Source organism: Mycobacterium sp. IS-836 (genome assembly GCF_001954275.1).
Lineage (GTDB): Bacteria > Actinomycetota > Actinomycetes > Mycobacteriales > Mycobacteriaceae > Mycobacterium.
This window is the reverse complement of the sequence record NZ_MBEU01000072.1, coordinates 136,211-154,427: the sequence shown is the minus strand read 5'-3', so window position 1 is coordinate 154,427 and position 18,217 is coordinate 136,211. Positions and strand designations below refer to the sequence as shown.

At 67.9% G+C, this 18,217-nt stretch carries 15 protein-coding genes; 3 read left to right on the top strand and 12 right to left on the bottom strand.

What is annotated here, in order from left to right; all coding sequences use genetic code 11:
• Positions 1-29 precede the first annotated feature (29 nt).
• Positions 30-1,148, top strand: coding sequence for a YeiH family protein (locus tag A5747_RS20855; RefSeq protein ID WP_076127814.1), 1,119 nt, complete (start codon positions 30-32; stop codon positions 1,146-1,148).
• 6 nt (positions 1,149-1,154) lie between these two features.
• Here A5747_RS20855 and A5747_RS20850 read toward each other — a convergent pair whose 3' ends face one another.
• From A5747_RS20850 to fdxA, 4 genes are all read right to left on the bottom strand, one after another.
• Positions 1,155-2,399 (bottom strand): alpha/beta hydrolase, encoded by a 1,245-nt coding sequence (locus A5747_RS20850; protein ID WP_198938231.1) that lies wholly within the window; start codon positions 2,397-2,399, stop codon positions 1,155-1,157.
• Positions 2,396-4,771 (bottom strand): APC family permease, encoded by a 2,376-nt coding sequence (locus A5747_RS20845; protein ID WP_076127809.1) that lies wholly within the window; start codon positions 4,769-4,771, stop codon positions 2,396-2,398. Before A5747_RS20845 ends, A5747_RS20850 begins: the two co-directional genes overlap by 4 nt.
• Positions 4,772-4,871: 100 nt before the next feature.
• Entirely contained in the window at positions 4,872-5,984 is a 1,113-nt protein-coding gene (gene dapC, locus A5747_RS20840) for a succinyldiaminopimelate transaminase (protein ID WP_076127807.1), read from the bottom strand.
• A gap of 26 nt (positions 5,985-6,010) precedes the next feature.
• Entirely contained in the window at positions 6,011-6,337 is a 327-nt protein-coding gene (gene fdxA, locus A5747_RS20835; protein WP_007168467.1) for a ferredoxin, read from the bottom strand.
• 432 nt (positions 6,338-6,769) lie between these two features.
• On the opposite strand from fdxA, the gene A5747_RS20830 reads away from it, so the two are divergent.
• Positions 6,770-7,093 carry a hemophore-related protein gene (locus tag A5747_RS20830; protein WP_076057822.1) on the top strand — a complete coding sequence of 108 codons (324 nt, stop codon included), beginning with the start codon at positions 6,770-6,772 and terminating at the stop codon, positions 7,091-7,093.
• Positions 7,094-7,112: 19 nt separating this feature from the next.
• Here the strand turns inward: A5747_RS20830 and A5747_RS20825 are convergent, their stop codons facing one another.
• The 4 genes from A5747_RS20825 to mshB form a co-directional block, all read right to left on the bottom strand.
• Positions 7,113-7,886 (bottom strand): maleylpyruvate isomerase N-terminal domain-containing protein, encoded by a 774-nt coding sequence (locus A5747_RS20825; protein WP_076127915.1) that lies wholly within the window; start codon positions 7,884-7,886, stop codon positions 7,113-7,115.
• 30 nt (positions 7,887-7,916) lie between these two features.
• A complete protein-coding gene (locus A5747_RS20820) occupies positions 7,917-10,538 on the bottom strand; it encodes a bifunctional FO biosynthesis protein CofGH (protein WP_076127913.1) in 2,622 nt (873 codons plus the stop codon).
• Positions 10,539-10,639: 101 nt separating this feature from the next.
• On the bottom strand, positions 10,640-11,101 hold the full coding sequence (locus A5747_RS20815) for a hypothetical protein (protein ID WP_076127805.1): 462 nt from the start codon (positions 11,099-11,101) through the stop codon (positions 10,640-10,642).
• A 92-nt stretch (positions 11,102-11,193) separates the two neighbouring features.
• Positions 11,194-12,096 (bottom strand): N-acetyl-1-D-myo-inositol-2-amino-2-deoxy-alpha-D-glucopyranoside deacetylase, encoded by a 903-nt coding sequence (mshB, locus tag A5747_RS20810; protein WP_076127803.1) that lies wholly within the window; start codon positions 12,094-12,096, stop codon positions 11,194-11,196.
• An 87-nt stretch (positions 12,097-12,183) separates the two neighbouring features.
• On the opposite strand from mshB, the gene A5747_RS20805 reads away from it, so the two are divergent.
• Complete coding sequence (locus A5747_RS20805) at positions 12,184-12,795, top strand: TetR/AcrR family transcriptional regulator (protein ID WP_076127800.1); 612 nt, start codon at positions 12,184-12,186, stop codon at positions 12,793-12,795.
• Between the two features lie 7 nt (positions 12,796-12,802).
• Here A5747_RS20805 and A5747_RS20800 read toward each other — a convergent pair whose 3' ends face one another.
• From A5747_RS20800 to narJ, 4 genes are all read right to left on the bottom strand, one after another.
• Positions 12,803-14,737, bottom strand: coding sequence for an ABC transporter family substrate-binding protein (locus tag A5747_RS20800; protein ID WP_198938230.1), 1,935 nt, complete (start codon positions 14,735-14,737; stop codon positions 12,803-12,805).
• Positions 14,738-14,783: 46 nt separating this feature from the next.
• Positions 14,784-16,670 carry a translational GTPase TypA gene (typA, locus tag A5747_RS20795; RefSeq protein WP_076127795.1) on the bottom strand — a complete coding sequence of 629 codons (1,887 nt, stop codon included), beginning with the start codon at positions 16,668-16,670 and terminating at the stop codon, positions 14,784-14,786.
• A 139-nt stretch (positions 16,671-16,809) separates the two neighbouring features.
• Positions 16,810-17,538 (bottom strand): respiratory nitrate reductase subunit gamma, encoded by a 729-nt coding sequence (gene narI, locus A5747_RS20790; RefSeq protein ID WP_076127792.1) that lies wholly within the window; start codon positions 17,536-17,538, stop codon positions 16,810-16,812.
• 11 nt (positions 17,539-17,549) lie between these two features.
• A complete protein-coding gene (gene narJ / locus A5747_RS20785) occupies positions 17,550-18,215 on the bottom strand; it encodes a nitrate reductase molybdenum cofactor assembly chaperone (protein WP_076127790.1) in 666 nt (221 codons plus the stop codon).
• Positions 18,216-18,217: the final 2 nt, after the last annotated feature.

Genomic DNA, 18,217 nt, shown 5'->3' with positions numbered 1-18,217 from the left:
CGCGCTGCCGAAGATTCCGTGGTGATCGCGTGAGCACCACCGGACTCGAACGCGAAGCGACGCTGGACGAGCCTGCCTTCACCAGCCGCCGGCCGCTGGACTACGTACCCGGCGTGGTGTTGCTGATCGCCGTGGGGCTGCTCGGCAAATACGCCCAGATCTGGTGGAACGCACTGGCCAAGCACGAACACTGGCGGGTGCCCGATATCGAATACGTGTTGTGGGCCATCGTGATTGGGCTTGTCATCGCCAACACCGCCGGACTGCACCGGATATTTCGACCGGGCGTGCAGACATACGAGTTTTGGCTCAAGGCCGGGATCGTCGTGCTCGGAGCGCGTTTCGTGCTCGGTGACGTCGCCAAACTCGGCGGGCTGAGCCTGCTCCAGATCTTGGTCGACATGGCGGTCGCGGGCACCATCATCATCGTCGCGGCGCGCGCCTTCGGGTTATCCGGCAAGCTCGGTTCGCTGTTGGCGATCGGTACGTCGATCTGCGGGGTGTCGGCGATCGTGGCCGCCAAGGGCGCGATCCGGGCGCGCAACTCCGACGTCGGCTACGCCATCGCGGCGATCCTGGCGCTGGGGGCGGTGGCGCTGTTCGTGTTGCCGCCGCTGGGGCACGCGATCGGGCTGACCGATCGGGAGTTCGGGCTGTGGGCGGGCCTGGCGGTGGACAACACCGCGGAAACTACCGCCACCGGTTACCTGTTTTCCGACCACGCCGGCAAGATCGCCGTGCTGGTCAAGTCGACCCGCAACGCGCTGATCGGGTTCGTCGTGCTCGGCTTCGCGCTGTATTGGGCTGCGCGCGGCCAAGCCGACGAGATCGCGCGCGGCGCCAAAGCCAAGGCCGAGTTCGTCTGGCAGAAGTTCCCGAAGTTCGTGCTCGGCTTTCTGGCGGTCTCGGCGATCGCGACCGCAGGCTGGCTGACCAAGGGCCAAACCGCGAACCTGGCCGCCGTTTCGAAGTGGGCGTTCCTGCTAACGTTCGCGGGGGTGGGCCTAAACACCGACATCCGGCAGATCGCGCGGACCGGATGGCGGCCGCTCCTGGTGGCCGTCATCGGGCTCGTCGTCGTCGCGGCGGTCTCGCTGGGGATAGTGCTGCTGACCTCCCGCGTATTCCATTGGGGTGTCAGCGCTTAATGGCGCCTATACCGAAACCGCACGCTTCGCGTAGATCTCGGCGAGGAACTGCTCGACGGCCACCGCGGCGTGTGCCGCGCGGGCCGACCCGAAGATGTCGAAAGCGTGCTGTGCGTACGGTAATTCGGCATAGACGACGGGCTGGCGGCTGACCTCGGTGAGCCGCGCGACAAAGCTGCGGGCCTGTTCGACCGGGATCAGCGAGTCGTTGGTCCCGTGCAGCACGAAGAACGGCGGCGCATCGTCGCTGACGTGTGTGATCGGCGAGGCGATGCGAAAGGGCTCGGCTATCTCCGTCCTGCTCAGCTTGAATACCTGCTTCGCCACCATCGGCACCATCAGCGGATGCATGGAGTCGTCGTTTCGGGTGAAGTCGTAAACCCCGTAGAACGGAACGGCCGCGTGCACCCGTGTATCGGCCTCCTCGAAACCCGGCTGGAACCGCGGATCATTCGGCGTCAGCGCGGCCAGCGACGACAGGTGCCCGCCGGCCGAGCCACCGGTGATCGCGATCCAGTCCGGGTCGCCGCCGTAGGAGGCGATGTGCTCTTTGGTCCACGCGATCGCGCGCTTGACGTCGACGATCTGGTCGGGCCAGGTGGAGCGCGGGCTGAGCCGGTAGTTGATCGCGACACAGATCCAGCCGAGCTCGGCCAGATGACTCATCAGCGGATGTGCTTGTCCCCGTTTGTTTCCGGTCACCCACGCGCCGCCGGGGACCTGCAGCAGCACCGGGGCGCGACCGCCGCGGTCGAGGTCGGGCCGTCGCCAGATGTCGAGATGATTGCGCGAGCCGTACTCCCCGTAGCTGATGTCGCCGTCGTGCGCGTAGTCGCGATAGATCCGCAGCATTCGGGCCACACCGGGTTTCTTCGCGGTCGCGCCGCCGGGCGCGGGCCGCCGCCACAGATCGCCCGACTCGGTGCGACGATCGTGACCCAGCCCGGCATCCAGCGCGGCGGTCAGCGGCTCGTTGGCATTGCGCCCGACGTGGCGCAGACCCAAGAGCCCGAGCCAGGACAGCGCCGACAGCAGCCAGCTGAATCGGCGTACCCGCGGCGGCAGGCCGCGTGCGACCGACGCCAGCGCCGCGAACTGTACGCCGAGCGATTGCATCGGAAGTTCCGACGCGAAAACGCCGTAGCCGAACGCATACATGGCGCCGTACGGCCGCTTTGTCAGCGGGCGGTAGCCATTGGCGGTGAATGCGAAGCTCAACACCGAGATCAATACGGCTGCCAGTCGTTTCACGCCTGTCCTTTCTGTTCCCCGGATTCCCCCGAATCGCCGGCTCTGCCGGCCTTCGCCGGGTCCTCAATCACCTGATATGTCGGGTCGACCAACGACATGGGCCGGTTGCCGGTCTGCTTGGGCTTGCCGGTGATCCGCAACAGCTGCCCAGGCTGGATGTCTGCGCCCCCATGTCCTGGACGGAACGTCACGCTGATCTCGCCGCTGTTATCGCCGATGACGACCTGCCGCCGGGTCCGCCTACCTTCATTGACGTCCTCGACCTGATTCACCCGTCCTTCGAAGGTGGCGCGCTGGCCGGGGATTAGTCCCGCCACCGTAATCACCGACGGCCCAGGGTCGGGGTGTTCATACGCTTCGACCTTCTCCTCTTCGTCCTCGTTAACCCAGGCCTCCACCTTCTCGAGCTCGCGCGCGATCCGTTGCTCGAAGTTATCGGGGTATGCCTGCTGGATTCGCGACTGCACGTCGTAGGGCACGATCGTCGCCGCGGCATCCGGGATCAGGCTGACCGCGCGGGAGACCTTGTCCGCGGTGCGGTCGTGCAGCAGCCGACCCAGCAGCGGCGCATACGTGCGACGTGGCAGCAACACCGTCACATTGGTGTTCCGCTGCTCGTCGCGCGCCTTGGCGACCAGCATCTGCGCAGCCCGGGTGATCCGCCGGTCCGGGCAGTCCACCACCCGCAGTGGCGTGTCGAGTTCAAAGTGATCCCAACGCTTTCGGATCAGTTGCGCATGGGCTTCATCGATCATGAAGTGCACGGCGACAAGCTCGTCGGCGCGCAGCCCCCGGCCGTAGCGCAGCGCTTCGATGACCGCGAGGTCGACCGAGTTCACAAACACGAAAACTTTGTGCCGCGCGTACTTCACCAACTCCGGGCGGTCGGTGCGGAACATCTCGAGAATGGCCGCCTCGGCACGGTATTCGCGGTTGAGTCGCATCAGCACGAAAACCAGTACCGGGAAGACGACGACGACCAACCACGCGCCCTCGGTGAACTTAGCGACCGCGAAGATGCCGACCACGATGGTCGACAGGATCGCCGCGGAAAGGTTGATCGCCAGGCGGCGTCGCCAACCCGATTCCCGGTGCGTCAGATGATGTTTGGTCATTCCGTAACCGGCCATCGAGAACCCGGTGAACACGCCGATCGCGTAGAACGGGACCAACGCGTTGACCGACCCCCCGGTGATAATCAGCAAGGCTACCGAGAGCGCCGTCAACGCGATAATTCCGTTCGAAAACACCAGGCGGTGACCGCGTTTCGTCAGCTGGCGCGGCAGGAATCGATCTTCTGCGACGAAGCTGGCCAGCGCAGGGAATCCGTTGAAACTGGTGTTTGCGCCCGTGAAAAGGATGGCAGCGGTGGATGTCTGGACGAGAATATAGAGGATGTCACCGATTACACCGTGACCGAACACCGCGCGCCCGATTTGCGACAGGACCGACGGATACTCGGTGACATACGGTGTGGCATGGGTGACGTAGGCGAGATAGGCGACACCGGCCAGTAAGAAGCCGAGAATAGTGGCCATAGCGGTGAGCACTCGACGCGCGTTGCGGCCCTGCGGCTTTCGAAACACATCGACGGTGTTCGAGATTGCCTCGACCCCCGTCAGCGACGAGCCCCCATTGGCGAACGAGCGCAGCAACGTCAGGACGGTCGCGCCCATCACCAATCCGCCACCCTGCTGGACTGGCACCGTGCCCGGCAGGTGCGCGGGGTCGTACACCGGTAGATCGCCGAATGTCACGCGAAGGATACCGACCACGATCATCAGGCCGATCATGACGACGAAGAAGTAGGTCGCGAATGCGAACTGCCAGCCCGCCTCCCTCAGTCCGCGCAGGTTCAGGTAGCAGATGACCAGCACCACCGCGACCGTGATTTGCAGGCTGTGCGGACCCAAGACGGGGATCGCCGATACCACCGCCACCGTCCCGGCTGCGGATTGCACCGCCACGGTGACCACATAGTCGATCAACAGAGCCGCGGCGGCGACCTGCGCCACCCGCGGCCCGAAGTTCTCCCGCGCCACGATGTAGGAACCGCCGGCTCGGGTATAGGCCATGACGACCTGCCGATACGACGCGGCAACCAACACCAGAATCAGCAAGATGACGCCCGTGATGGGAAGCAACAACACAAACGCCGCCAGCCCTGCACGCGGCAGCAGTTCGATCAGGATCTGCTCGGGCCCGTAAGCGGTCGACGAGATCGCGTCGGGCGAAAGCGCTCCCAGCGCAACCGGATTCGATAGCTTCTCGGATGCCAACTCCTCGGTGATCAGCGGCTTGCCCAGAAAGACACGCTTGGCCAGGTCCCCTATTGACACCGGGATCCGCAGCTTGCCAGCCGAAGTTGTCACAACCACATCCTTACCCGAGGTCGGAGCGCCTTCGATGCATTCTGCCGCCCGCCCCGGCCGCGCGGCAGGCGGACCGGCCATATTCGTGGCCGGGCGGCGATCAGGCCCCGGGCGGCGCGGTGAGCCGGTCCACCGCGGCCGCGATGCGCTCGTCGGTGGCGGTCAGCGCCACGCGCACGTGCCGGGCACCGCCGGGGCCGTAGAACTCGCCGGGTGCGACCAGGACGCCGCGCTGCGCGAACCACGCGACGCTGTCCCGGCAGGGCTCGCCGCGGGTGGCCCATAGGTACAGGCCGCCTTCGGAAAGGTCGATGACAAACCCGGCGGAGCGCAGCGCCGGCGCCAGCGCGGCCCGCCGCCGGGCGTATCGCTCGCGCTGCAGCTTGTCGTGGACGTCGTCATCCAGCGCGGCCGCCATCGCGGCCTGCACCGGCGTCGGGACCATCATCCCGGCGTGCTTGCGCACCGCCAGGAGCTCGGCGACGAGCCCCGGATCCCCCGCGACGAAACCCGCCCGATAGCCGGCCAGCGACGAACTCTTGGAGAGCGAATGCACCGCCAGCAGCCCGGTGTGGTCGCCGTCGCAGACCGACGGGTGCAGCACCGACAGCGGCTCGGCGTCCCAGCCCAAGCCCAGGTAGCACTCGTCGGAAGCCACGACGACGCCCCGCTCACGCGCCCATCCGACCACCTTGCGCAGGTGGTCGAGGCCGAGCACGCGCCCGGTCGGGTTGCTCGGCGAATTCAGGTAAAACAACGCCGGTGACTGCGGGCCGAGCTGGGTCAGCGAGTCCGCGCGCAGCACCTGCGCTCCAGCCAGGCGGGCGCCGACCTCATAGGTGGGGTAGGCCAGCTCCGGCACCACAACCACGTCGGCGGCGCCCAGACCCAACAAGGTTGGCAGCCAGGCGATCAGCTCTTTGGTCCCGATTACCGGCAGCACCGCCGACTCGTTCAGCCCGGTGATGCCGAAGCGGCGACCCAGCGCGGCGACCGCGGATTCCCGCAGGTTCGCGGTGCCGGCGGTTGCGGGGTATCCCGGCGCCGCACTGGCGGCCGCCAGCGCCTCCCGGATCACCGTGGCGACCGGGTCTACCGGAGTGCCGACGGACAGGTCGACGATGCCGTCGGGATGGGCCCCGGCCAGCGCCTTGGCGTCGGCCAAGGTGTCCCAGGGGAATTCCGGCAGGGACGCCGAAACAAGCCGGGCCATGCCGGGCTTACGCGGCACCGGCCCGCTCAGTCGCCTTCGCCCTGCGGCGGCAGATCCTTGACCACCTGCGGGTCGTTCTCGGTCATGCCGACCTTGGCCGCGCCGCCCGGCGAGCCCAGCTCAACGAAGAAGTCCGCATTGATCTGCGTGTACTGGCTCCATTGCTCGGGCACATCGTCTTCGTAGTAGATCGCTTCGACGGGGCAGACGGGCTCACAGGCCCCGCAGTCGACGCACTCGTCGGGGTGGATGTAGAGCATCCGAGCACCCTCGTAGATGCAGTCGACGGGGCACTCCTCGATGCATGCCTTGTCTTTGATGTCGACGCAAGGCTCGGCGATCGTGTACGTCACGGACGTCTCCTCAAGGTCTCCTCCATGTACTGCTCGGTGTGGGCTGCCGTTTGCCTCGCCGCGGCGCTCCAGGCCCCGCAATACGCAAAGCTTTCGGTTACTGATACTAGACGTTGCACATACACGTCAACTACCGGGCACGCACTGGAGGACTGGCGTTCTATAAACCTAGTCGCATAGCAAAGCACGGCCGCGGTCCGTGCCGAATTCGCGGGGTCAAAGCTGTGAGTTGGTTTAGCGTGTGTCGGCGATGACGAACGCCGCCAAGCCGGTGACCTGCCCATAGTTACATTCGGGCGGCGGCGTACGAATAGTCACGCGGAAGGGAACGCCCGCGGCGCCTGGTAGCCTCGCAAAGGACGGCAAACCGCTGGGCAGAGATGTCATCGCCGTCAACAGCGGTGCATAACTGGGGAAGGTGTCCGATAAATGATGACGCTGTCGTTGGGTAAGTTGGCAGCCGCAGTTGGCGGCGTGGCAGTGGCGCTGAGCGCTGCCACCGGGGTCGCGTCCGCGGATCCGATCGTCGACACGACTTGTAACTACGGGCAGGTGATGGCGGCGCTTAACGCGACGGATCCGGCAACTGCCGCGCAATTGAACTCATCGCCGGTGGCGCAGAACTACTTGCGGCAGTTCCTGGCCGCGCCGCCGCCGAAGCGCCAGCAGATGGCCGCGCAGATTCGGGCCATGCCGCAGGCCGCGCAGTTCATGGGGACCATCGAGAACGTCGCGGGCGTCTGCAACAACTACTGAGCCGACAGGCCCAGGCAATTCAGTAGCCGCTGAGTAGTCGGCGCACGCGACCCAAGGTTTCGGCGCCGACGCGGCTGCAGATCCTGGACGGGTCGCCGGGTCGGCGGCCCCACAGCAGCAAAACGCGTGCTGCGGCATCGGTTTCGAGTGTGGCCGGACCCACCGCGTCGGCGAAGCCGACTGTGGTGTGGTCCGCGTCCGCGCTGAGGACGACGTCGTCGGTCTCGGGAACTCGCAGCCTGGCCTCGATTCGCTCGTCGGATCCCAGCTCCTTGGCGCCCTTGGCGAGCAGCGGGCGTCCCACCGCGACGACGCTGTGCGTCGTCATCCACGGCGCCGCCAGCGCCGTCTGGAAGGCGACGCTCTTATCGCAGTCGCCGGTGATGTCCCAGCCGTGCAGGACGAGTTCTTCGCGCATGTGCTCGGCGAACCAGGGCACCTTCATGGTGCGTCCGGTCCAGGCGACATCGGTGTCGGCGGGAACGCCTTCGGCGGCGACCGCCACCTCGTTCAGGGTGGCCATGCGGTCGAGCAGGGCATCCCACAGGTCGGCATCGTTGAGCGCCCGCAGGGGGCCCTCCCGTTCTTCGAAACTGCGGGTGCCGACGGGTTCGCCTTCCAGGTGTGCGCCCAGCACCCGGGCGAGCTCCTCGGCGTTCCCGGCTTGATGGGCCACGATGTCGCGTACCGTCCAGGCTTCACACCAGGTCCCGGTATCCGGGCGGCGCTGCTGCACGGCGTCCGCGAAGGGCTGCCATTCGGGAAATCGGTCGGTATCGATCTGTCGTTTCACGGCCTCGGGTATACCCGCTGCCTCCGACACCTACGCGGCGAGCGGCGAATAGGTGGTGGTGCGCTGCCGGGCGGGGCGGCCGATGCCCTCGGCGATCGCCGTCAGCTCGGCCACCGTTTTCGCCGAGCCGTGTTCCGAGCCGGCCATCCGCGAGATGGTCTCCTCCATCAGCGTGCCGCCCAGGTCGTTGGCGCCGCCGTTGAGCATCACCTGCGTGCGCGCGACACCGAGCTTGACCCAGCTGGTCTGGATGTGAGAAATGCGGCCGTGCAACATGATCCGCGCCAACGCGTGCACCGCCCGGTTGTCGCGATGGGTGGGCCCGGGACGGGCCGCGCCGGCCAGATACAGCGGCGAACTCTGGTGCACGAACGGCAGGGGCACGAACTCGGTGAAGCCGCCGGTGCGGTCCTGGATTTCGCGCAACACATTGAGATGTCCGACCCAGTGCCGGGGACTGTCGACGTGCCCGTACATCATCGTCGACGACGACCGCAGGCCCACCTCGTGCGCGGTGGTCACGATCTCGATCCACATCGACGTCGGCAGCTTGCCCTTGGTGAGCACCCAGCGCACCTCGTCGTCGAGGATCTCGGCGGCGGTACCGGGGATGGTGTCCAGCCCGGCCTCCCGCAGGCTGATCAGCCACTCGCGGACGCTCAACCCGCTCTTGGTCACGCCGTTGGCGATCTCCATCGGGGAGAACGCGTGCACGTGCATCGACGGGACGCGGGCCTTGACGGCGCGCACCAGATCGGCGTAGCCGGTGACCGGCAGCTCGGGGTCGATCCCGCCCTGCATGCAGACCTCGGTCGCGCCCTCGACGTGTGCCTCCCAGGCGCGGTCGGCGACCTCGTCGGTGGACAACGAGTACGCGTCGGCGTCGCCCTTGCGCTGCGCGAATGCGCAGAATCGGCAGCCGGTATAGCAGATGTTGGTGAAATTGATGTTGCGGTTCACCACGAACGTCACGTCGTCGCCGACCACGTCACGACGTAGCGAATCGGCCAGTGCGGCAACCGCTTCCAGTGCGGCACCGTCGGCCGTCGCCAACGCCAGGTACTCGTCGTCGGTGCAGCCGGCGGGATCGCGTTCGGCCGACCGCAGCGCGGCAAGCACGTCGGTGTCGATGCGCTCGGGGGCGTGCGCGGCGAGCTCGTGCACGTGCGCGCGGATCGATTCCCAATCGCCGAAGGCGCTATCGAGATCGCTGCGCGCCTCGGTGTTGCGGCCCTCGGAGTCGATCGCCGCGTTGAGGTCGACCCGGCCGGAGGACTCGACATCGTCGGGCTCCTGCCAGGGCATGCCGACCGGATTGACGTCGCGGGCGAGGCCGGTCGCCGGATCGGCCAGCGCCACAACGTGTCCCCGTACCCGTGGGTCGATCCACGCGGCGCCCGCCTGGACGTATTTGGGCTGCGCGGTCAACCGCTGCACCAAGTCGTATCCGGCTTCGGCGGTCACGGCGGCCAGCTCGTCCAAGGCGGGCCAGGGCCGTTCCGGGTTGACGTGGTCGGGCGTCAACGGCGACACCCCGCCCCAGTCGTCGACCCCGGCGGCCACCAGTGCCAGGCACTCCTCGCGCGACACCAGATTCGGCGGCGCCTGGATGCGCATGCCGGGGCCCAACACCAATCGCGCGACCGCCACCGTCGCCAGGTAATCCTCGATCCCAGCGTCGGGGAAGCCGGCCATCGCGGTGTGTTCCTTGGCCCGGAAATTCTGCACGATCACTTCCTGAACATGCCCGAACTCCTTGTGCGACTTGCGAATCGCGTGCAAGGTGTCGGCCCGTTCGGGCAACGTCTCCCCGATACCCACGAGCAGTCCGGTGGTGAATGGAATGGACAGCCGGCCCGCATCGGTCAACGTGCGCAACCGAACCGCCGGGTCTTTGTCCGGGCTGCCGTAGTGCGCCAGCCCTTTCGTCTCGAACAGCCGCCGCGACGTCGTCTCGAGCATCATGCCCATCGACGGTGCCACCGGCTTCAGCCGCGACATCTCCGACCAGCTCATCACCCCGGGGTTCAAGTGGGGCAGCAGACCGGTCTCCTCCAGCACTCGGATCGCCATCGCCCGCACGTAGGACAGGGTGGAGTCGTAGCCCCGCTCACCGAGCCAGTCGCGCGCCTCGGGCCAGCGGTCCTCGGGCCGGTCCCCCAGCGTGAATAGCGCTTCCTTGCAACCGAGTTCGGCCCCGCGGCGGGCTACGTCGAGGATCTCGTCGGGCTCCATGTACATGCCGATGCCCTGGGCGCGCAGCCTGCCCGGAACCGTGACAAATGTGCAGTAGTGGCAGCTGTCCCGGCACAAGTGAGTGACCGGGATGAACACCTTCCGCGAATAGGTGATCGGCAACCGGCCGCCGGGGCCACGCCGACCGGCCGACTCCAGGCCCGCGTCCCGCACTCGCGCCGCGCTGGCGCACAAGTCGGCCAGGTCCGCTCCGCGCGCGGTCATCGCGACGGCCGCCTCGTCGATGTTCAGCGCGACCCCGTCCCGGGCCCGCCGCAACACCCGCCGCAGCGCCGACCGACTGGCCTTGGGCGGAATGACGGGGCTAGGCAGAGCGGTGGGCTCCGGAGGCACCGGTGTCAGTGGCACGTTTGTGTAACTTCCCCACGATCGAATTTCATCCACGCGTCCCAACATTTTTGGAAGCTTGGCAACCATGGCGGGTGCCCTTTGCGCAACAGTAGCGCCAGGCGCCGCCCGGCCCGCGCTCGCATTCCCGGCCGGAATCTCGTCAACGCTCAGCGGTGCATGCTGTACCGCCACAGCACCCATACCGGCGGCACCACGCCCAGCACGATCAGGATCAACGCCCCATATGCCATCAACCCCTTGCCGCCCAGGATGACGTCGTCGGCGGGACCGCCCATGCTGATCGCGGCCACCGTCAGCAGCCACGTCCACAGCGGCAACGCGGCCACGCGTGGCGAACTCGTCCAGCGCCCCGCGGCCCAGACCAGGGCGGCGTTGATCAATCCACTGATCAATCCGCTGATGGGAAAGGGGACCGTGCCGATATAGAACGGCAGCAGCAGAGCCCCGGCTAGTGCGGACAACACCCCGTCGACAGCCAACAGCGCCAGGACAACGACGCGAATAGCGGGGTCTGTCGTGCCGCTGTCTTCGACAGACGCGGCGCGCGGCCTGGTTTCGGTCAGGTCGGGACGCTGTCGATATTGGAGAGGATGGAGCCGAGTACCCACTGCAGGCTGTCCAGGCGGTCCTGCCAGTGCTGCAGGTTAGGGTCCAGGTCGGGGTCCATGCGAATTCCTTCCGTGGCTGCCTGGTTGGCAGCCTACCGCGTGCCGAATCCGTTGAAACCCAGTCCCGCGAGTAGATCCGTCTCCCAGCCGCGCTCATCGCGATCTCCCGCGGATCCCGCGGCCAGCACGTAATGCTCTTGCGCCAGTATCGGGAGCGCCATGTTGTTCGACAGGGCACACACTCGACCGGTCGGGCCGACCACCACCTGGGTGGCGTGCGCGGCGAGCGCCGCCGACTTGGCCGCGAGCGCGTCCGAGCCGGCCTCGACCACGGCGTCGATATCGGAATCCGCATATCCGAAGTCGAACTCCTCCGCGGGCGGGATCGTCCACCCCGGCAGCAGATCATCGGGCTGCAGGGCGCGCCAGCCCGCCACGAAAGCGCTCGCCGCGATGACCGCCCAGTAGAACTTCGGGACCGTCCATGGCTCGCCGGGGTAGTCGCCGGTCCCCGCCGCCGCGACGGCGGCCGAGGTGACCGTGTGGGTGCGGATGTGGTCGGGATGCCCGTAGCCGCCGTTGGGGTCGTAGGTCACCACGACGTGGGGCCGCTGCTCGCGAATGATCGCGACCAGCGCCCCGACCGCTTCGCGTTCGTCGGCGTCGATGAACCGCTGCTGTCGCCGCTTTGCGGTCCCGGCCATCCCGGAGTCGCGCCAGCGGCCCGCGCCGCCGAGATAGGTCGGTCCGCCGATGCCGAGCTCGCGCAGCGCCGCGGTTAGCTCACCGATTCGGTACCCGCCGAGTTGGTCCGCGTGATCGACGGCGAGCCGGGCCCAGTGGTCGCCGATGACCTCGCCCTCCTCGCCGAGGGTGCAGGTGACGACGCTTACCTGTGCGCCGCGGGCGGCGTAGTGGGCGATGGTGGCCCCGTTGCTGAGGCTCTCGTCGTCGGGATGCGCGTGGACGAACAGCAGCCGCGGGGTCTCAGGCATGGACGCACCCTACCCGCGGCACCGAGTTGATAGCCGTTGTTCCACCTGGCCGCGGTGAATAGGAACGCGGACGGCTACTATCGAGTAATGGCCCAGCTCACACCAGCCCACAACGGCAGCCGCAGCCGCCGGCGGGGCGAAGTCCTGGAACGTGCCCTCTATGAGGCCACGTTGGCCGAACTGACCGAAGTCGGTTACGGCGGGCTGACGATGGAAGGGATTGCGGCGCGCGCCCACACGGGCAAGGCGGCGCTGTACCGTCGCTGGGCCACCAAGTGCGAGCTGGTGCACGCCGCGCTGGTTTTCGCGCTGCCGCCGGTCCCCGAGCCGCGGTCGGGCCGCCCGGCCAGGGACAACCTGCTGGCGATGTTCACCTCCCACCGCGACATGCTGGCCGGCAAGACCGACTTTCCGGGCCTCTACGTGGTCCAGCAGCTGCTCCACGAACCCGAGATGCGGGCCATCTTCGCCGACGCCGTCGTGAGCCCGCGATTGAAAATCATCGAATCGATCCTGCAAGCCGCGGTCGACTCCGGCGACATCGACCCGGCCACGATCACCCCGCTGACCGCGCGGATCGGTCCGGCGTTGATCAACCAACACTTCCTGCTCACCGGGGAACCGCCGAATCGGCGGGAGCTGGCACTCATCGTCGACACCGTGATCCCGGCACGGGCGCCGGCGGCGGCCGTCGACTAGGAGGCCGTCACGGCCCGGTTTTGATCCATTCGCCGGCGTCGCCGACGATGCCGACCGGTACTGCGCCCGACAGGCTGACGTTCCGGACGCTCGGTCCGGCCGCAACGATCGTCGTGTCCTGCAGGATCGGCAGCACGGTCGACATGTTCCACAGCCGCGGTTCGACCGCCGTGATCACGTCGTTGATGCTCTTGGTGCCGTTGAGGGCGGCGTCGATGTTCGACTGGATGCTGCGATCGCAGATCCCGGTGAGGTTCGACGGCGCCTGCACCAGCGCGCCGGGGTCGGGTGCGCGACTGGGTGGGGTCGACGTCGGCGTCGTGGCGGAGGGGCTTGGCGGGGCGGGCGACGTGGGCCCGGCAGGACTGGAGGGACCGGTGGAGGCCGCATTGGTGGGCGTGTTGGCGGTCGGCACCGTCGTCGACTGCAGCGCGGGGCAGCCGTAGCGCGAGGCCAGCAGGGTCGCCAGGTTTCCGCCCGCTTGGTGCCATCCGACGATAGCGTCCACCTGGTTGTTGTTCAGCGCGTCGCGATACAGCGTCACCGGGTCCAGCGCCAGCACGGTCGCGGCGATCCCGACGTTGCGCAGCTGATCGGCGGCGGTATTGGCCACGGCGACCGCTGTCGGGTCGTTCGCGGCGACCCCGATGACGAGCGACAGCTGCTGGCCGTCCTTGCTGATCCGCCCCCGAATGACTTCGGGCGGCCCGGTGCTCACCGGCGGCGTCGCGCTGGGCGGCGGCGGCACCGGCGACGCCGAGGTGCTGCTCTCGATTTGGTATCCGGACGACGTCAGCAAGGCCAGCGCCGCCGGCGTCGTCATCGCGGGAGGCGCGGTTGGCTCATAGCCCGGGTCGCTGGGCGAGCGGATCTGGGCCTGCGCCAGCGTGACGGTGTTGTCGCTGCCGGCGCCGACGGCGGCGAGCAGGTCGACGTCGAGCAGCCCCAGGATCGCCTTGCGGACCTGCGTGTCGGACAGCTTGGGCTCGTTGGCGCGCAGGGTGAGCTGCATGACCCGCGGAGTGACGATCCGCGCCGTCCGCACATCGGGGATGGCGGACAGCTGCGCGAAGGCCGCGGACCCGCCGTGCACCTGGGCCACCTGCGTATCGCCGTTGCGCACCGAGTCGGCCAGCGCCGCCGGCGCCCCGGCGCGGCGGAACAGGATCAGCGCCGGCTTGGCCGGCGGACCCCAGTAGCGGTCGTTGCGGGCGATCAGGATCTCGTCGCGCTGCGGGTCGATGTTCTCGACGCGGAACTGCCCGCCGGTGACCGGCAGGGCCCGCGCCAGCCCGGCCGCGAAACCGCCCGGCACGTCCTTGACGATGTGCGCGGGCAGGATGTCGCTGAACAGCTCCTTCCACGCCGGGTAGGGCTGCGCGAAGGTCACCACCGCCTGCTTGCCGCCCTCGAGCGACTGCACGCCGGTGATGAGGTCGTAGCCGGCGGGATCGACGACCCCCGGCTGACTGACCATCTGATGCCACAGGTACCAGAAGTCGTCGGCGGCGATCGGGGCGTTGTCGGTCCATTGCGCCTCGGGCCGGATCTTGTAGGTGACGGTGAACGGGTTCTGGTTGGTCACCTCCGCCGACACCAACAGCGTGGGATCCATCTCCCAGCGCGAACCCGTCGGCGTCCCGGGATCGGGCACCGGCCGAAATGCGCTGGGCAGCACCAGCGAGCTGATCGCCGCGTTCACCGGGGACAGATCGGACAGCAGATGCGGGTTGAACCCGGCACCGATCGAGTCGATGCCCATGATGATCTGGGTAGGCCGCTGCGGCGGCGGCGCCGAGTTGTGCGGCGTATCGGTGCTTTGCGGTGCCGGCGGCGGGCTGACCGTGCACGCCGCCAGCGCCAACCCGGCCAGCGAAACCACGGCGACCATCGAGAAGCCGAGCTTCGCGAAGAAACGGCGGGGGCGTCTCGGCACGCCCATCAGGGTATCGAGCACCCGCCCAGCAACGCGCCCGACCACGAGCGGCCTAACCCCTGGCCTTCGCCCGCGCCCGGCCGCGGGCCCGGGAAGTGGCGTCCAGCTCGACCTTTCGCACTCGCACCACCTCCGGAGTCACCTCGACGCATTCGTCGGGTGCGCAGAATTCCATGGCCCGCTCCAGATCGAGCTCGAGCGGCTTGGCCAGCGTCTCGATGACGTCGGCGGTCGACGACCGCATGTTGGTGAGCTTCTTCTCGCGGGTGACGTTGATGTCGAGATCCTCTGGGCGCGGGTTGATTCCGACGACCATGCCTTCGTAGGTGTCCTGCCCGGGTTCGACGAAGAACTGTCCGCGATCGGCGAGCTGCAGTAGCGCGAACGGCGTGATGGTGCCGGACCGATCGGACACCAGCGACCCGGTGTGCCGGGCCCGGATCTCCCCCGCCCACGGCCGGTACCCGTCGAACACCGCGTGGCCGACGCCGGTGCCGCGGGTCTCGGTCAGGAAGTCGGTGCGCCAGCCGATCAGGCCGCGGCTGGGGACGACGAAATCCATTCGGACCCAGCCGGTGGTGTGGTTGGCCATCTCGACCATGCGGCCCTTGCGCGCGGCCATCAGCTGCGTGACGGCCCCGACGTACTCCTCCGGGCAGTCGACGGTCATGGCCTCGAACGGCTCGTGCAGCTTGCCGTCGATGGTCTTGGTGACCACCTGGGGCTTGCCGACCGTCAATTCGAAGCCTTCGCGGCGCATCTGTTCGACCAGCACGGCCAGCGCCAGCTCGCCGCGCCCCTGCACCTCCCATGCGTCGGGCACGCCGATGTCGACCACGCGGATCGACACGTTGCCCACCAATTCGGCGTCCAGCCTGTTGCGCACCATGCGCGCGGTCAGCTTGTGCCCGGACACCTTGCCGGCCAGCGGCGAGGTGTTGGTTCCGATGGTCACCGAGATCGCCGGCTCGTCCACCGTAATCCGCGGCAGCGCAACGGGATTCGCCAAGTCGGCTAGCGTGTCGCCGATCATGATCTCCGGCAGGCCGGCGACGGCGACGATATCGCCCGCGATGGCCTCGTCGGTCGGGCTGCGTTCGACGCCCTCGGTGGCCAGCAGCTCGGTGATCTTCGCGGTTGCGATGGTCTCCTGGCCGTCCACTTCGCGGATCCACGCCACCTGCTGGCCCTTGCGGATGCGCCCGTTATAGATGCGGATCAGCGCCAGCCGGCCCAGGAAGCTCGACGCGTCGAGGTTGGTGACCAGGGCCTGCAGCGGCGCGTCCGGGTCGCCCTTGGGCTCCGGCACGTACTTTTCCAGGACCTCGAACAGCGGGTCCAGGTTCGAGCCGTCGGGGACCTGGCCATCGGGCGGCTGCGTGGTGCTGGCCACCCCGGCGCGCCCGGACGCGTACAGCGTCGGCAGGCCCAGGGCGTGCTCGGCGGCCGCGGCGGCCTCGTCGTCGAGATCCGAGGCGACGTCGAGCAACAGGTCGTGGCTGGCCTCGACGACCTCGTCGATGCGCGCATCGGGCCGGTCGGTCTTGTTGACCACGAGAATCACCGGGAGGTGGGCGGCCAGCGCCTTGCGCAGCACGAACCGCGTTTGCGGCAGCGGGCCCTCGGACGCGTCGACCAGCAACAGCACCCCGTCCACCATGGACAGCCCGCGCTCCACCTCGCCACCGAAATCGGCGTGGCCCGGGGTGTCGATCACGTTGATCACCGTGACGGTCCCATCCGGGTCGTGGCGGTGCACGGCGGTGTTCTTGGCCAGGATGGTGATGCCTTTTTCGCGTTCCAGGTCGCCGGTGTCCATCACGCGTTCCTGCACTTCACCGCGTTCGTGCAGCGCGCCGGACTGCCGCAGCATCGCGTCGACCAGCGTGGTCTTGCCATGGTCCACGTGGGCGACGATGGCGACATTGCGAAATGGCACGTCGGTGATTCTGGCAGCGGGGGCTTCAGATAGCGAACTGGCGGATGCCGGACCGCCCTGCGGTGTTGAGTGTGCGGTGGCGGCGTTGAGTGTGCATTGGCGTCGCCCTAGGCGCACAACCAAAGCCCGGGAGGCGCACTCACCAGCCGGGGCGGCGCGGTGCCGCGCTGATCAGTTCTTTGTCGGCCACTTCCCGGGTCCGGTACACGATGTAAGGGCGGAACAGGTAGGCGACCGGCGCGCTGAACGCGTGCACCAGGCGGGTGAACGGCCACAGGGCAAACAGCGCAAGCGCGATGAACACGTGAATTTGGTAGTAGAACGCCGCGTGCGCCATCAGATCCCCCCGCGGATCGAGGATCCAGATCGACCGGAACCAGACCGACACCTTCTGCCGGTAGTCGTGCAGCTCGCCGAAGTGGGTGGCCCCGGCCAGGGTGCAGCACAGCCCCGCCACCAGCGCGCACACCAGCACCAGATACATCAGCTTGTCGTTGCGGGTGGTGGCCAAGAACACCGCCCCGTACCTGCGCCGCCGGTAGATCAGCAACCCGATGCCGATCAGGGTGGCAAAGCCGGCGGGCACGCCGAGCAACAACGCCTGCAGGTGATAGATGTGGTCGCTCATCCCGATCGCGCGGGTCCACGATTCCGGAATGAACAGCCCCATGACGTGGCCCATGATCACCAGCAGGCTGCCGAAGTGAAACAGCGGGCTGCCGATCGACAGCAACTTCGACTCGTAAAGCTGCGACGAACGGGTGGTCCACCCGAACTTGTCGTAGCGATACCGCCACCAGGTGCCGACGGCCGCGACCGACAGCGCGACGTAAGGCACGTCGTCCCAGAAGATCTCGACCAATTTCATGTGAACCACGGTCAGCCTCTTTCGGTGCGCTTCGGCGGGACGGTCAGGGTAAACGGCTGCAGCCCAACGGCTTCCGCGGGAGGACCGGCCTTCGCCAGCCGTTCCGCTCGGCGCGCCTCCTGATCGGTTGCGCCCGGCAGTGTTTCGCAAACCGCCGCCACGGCGTGCCGGTACGGCGACTCGGCTTGCGCCAGCGCCCCGTGCAATACGTCGATCGGAACCCGGTGCTCGGTGAGCAGCCGCCGGCCCGCCTCGGGATCGACGGTCGCGGCGAATTCCAGCACCACGGGCAGGTGATCCGGGGCCTCCTTTCGCGGCGGCTCGACACCCGCGTCCCGGTAAGCGCTGGCGAACACCAGCATCTCCCTGCCGCGGTTACGGGTATCGCCGGCGGTCCAGTAGGTGAGGTACATCGTTGCGCGGCGGCGCAAGTCGAAGGTCTCGACATACTCCGCCGCGGCGGTCATCGGGTCGCGGCCGCGCAGCGCGACAAGCGTCCGTTCGAGCAGCGCCGCCGCGGGCCCGCTGATGTGGTCCAGCAGCTCGCTCACGGTGGCCAAGCGCTGCGCCTGCCCATCGTCGGGATAGGCCAGCAACAGCGAGGCCGCCTGCCACACCAGTCGGTCCTGCATCTCCCGGGAGGTCCCGCGCTCGGCGATCTTGGACAACAACCTCATCG

Excerpts from the sequence above, each read along its gene's own strand:
- mshB (WP_076127803.1), bottom strand. The coding sequence starts at position 12,096 with ATGCCTGAGACCCCGCGGCTGCTGTTCGTCCACGCGCATCCCGACGAC.
- A5747_RS20830 (WP_076057822.1), top strand. The coding sequence starts at position 6,770 with ATGACGCTGTCGTTGGGTAAGTTGGCAGCCGCAGTTGGCGGCGTGGCA.
- A5747_RS20800 (WP_198938230.1), bottom strand. The coding sequence starts at position 14,737 with ATGGGCGTGCCGAGACGCCCCCGCCGTTTCTTCGCGAAGCTCGGCTTC.
- dapC (WP_076127807.1), bottom strand. The coding sequence starts at position 5,984 with ATGGCCCGGCTTGTTTCGGCGTCCCTGCCGGAATTCCCCTGGGACACC.
- A5747_RS20805 (WP_076127800.1), top strand. The coding sequence starts at position 12,184 with ATGGCCCAGCTCACACCAGCCCACAACGGCAGCCGCAGCCGCCGGCGG.
- narI (WP_076127792.1), bottom strand. The coding sequence starts at position 17,538 with ATGAAATTGGTCGAGATCTTCTGGGACGACGTGCCTTACGTCGCGCTG.
- narJ (WP_076127790.1), bottom strand. The coding sequence starts at position 18,215 with ATGAGGTTGTTGTCCAAGATCGCCGAGCGCGGGACCTCCCGGGAGATG.
- A5747_RS20820 (WP_076127913.1), bottom strand. The coding sequence starts at position 10,538 with ATGTTGGGACGCGTGGATGAAATTCGATCGTGGGGAAGTTACACAAAC.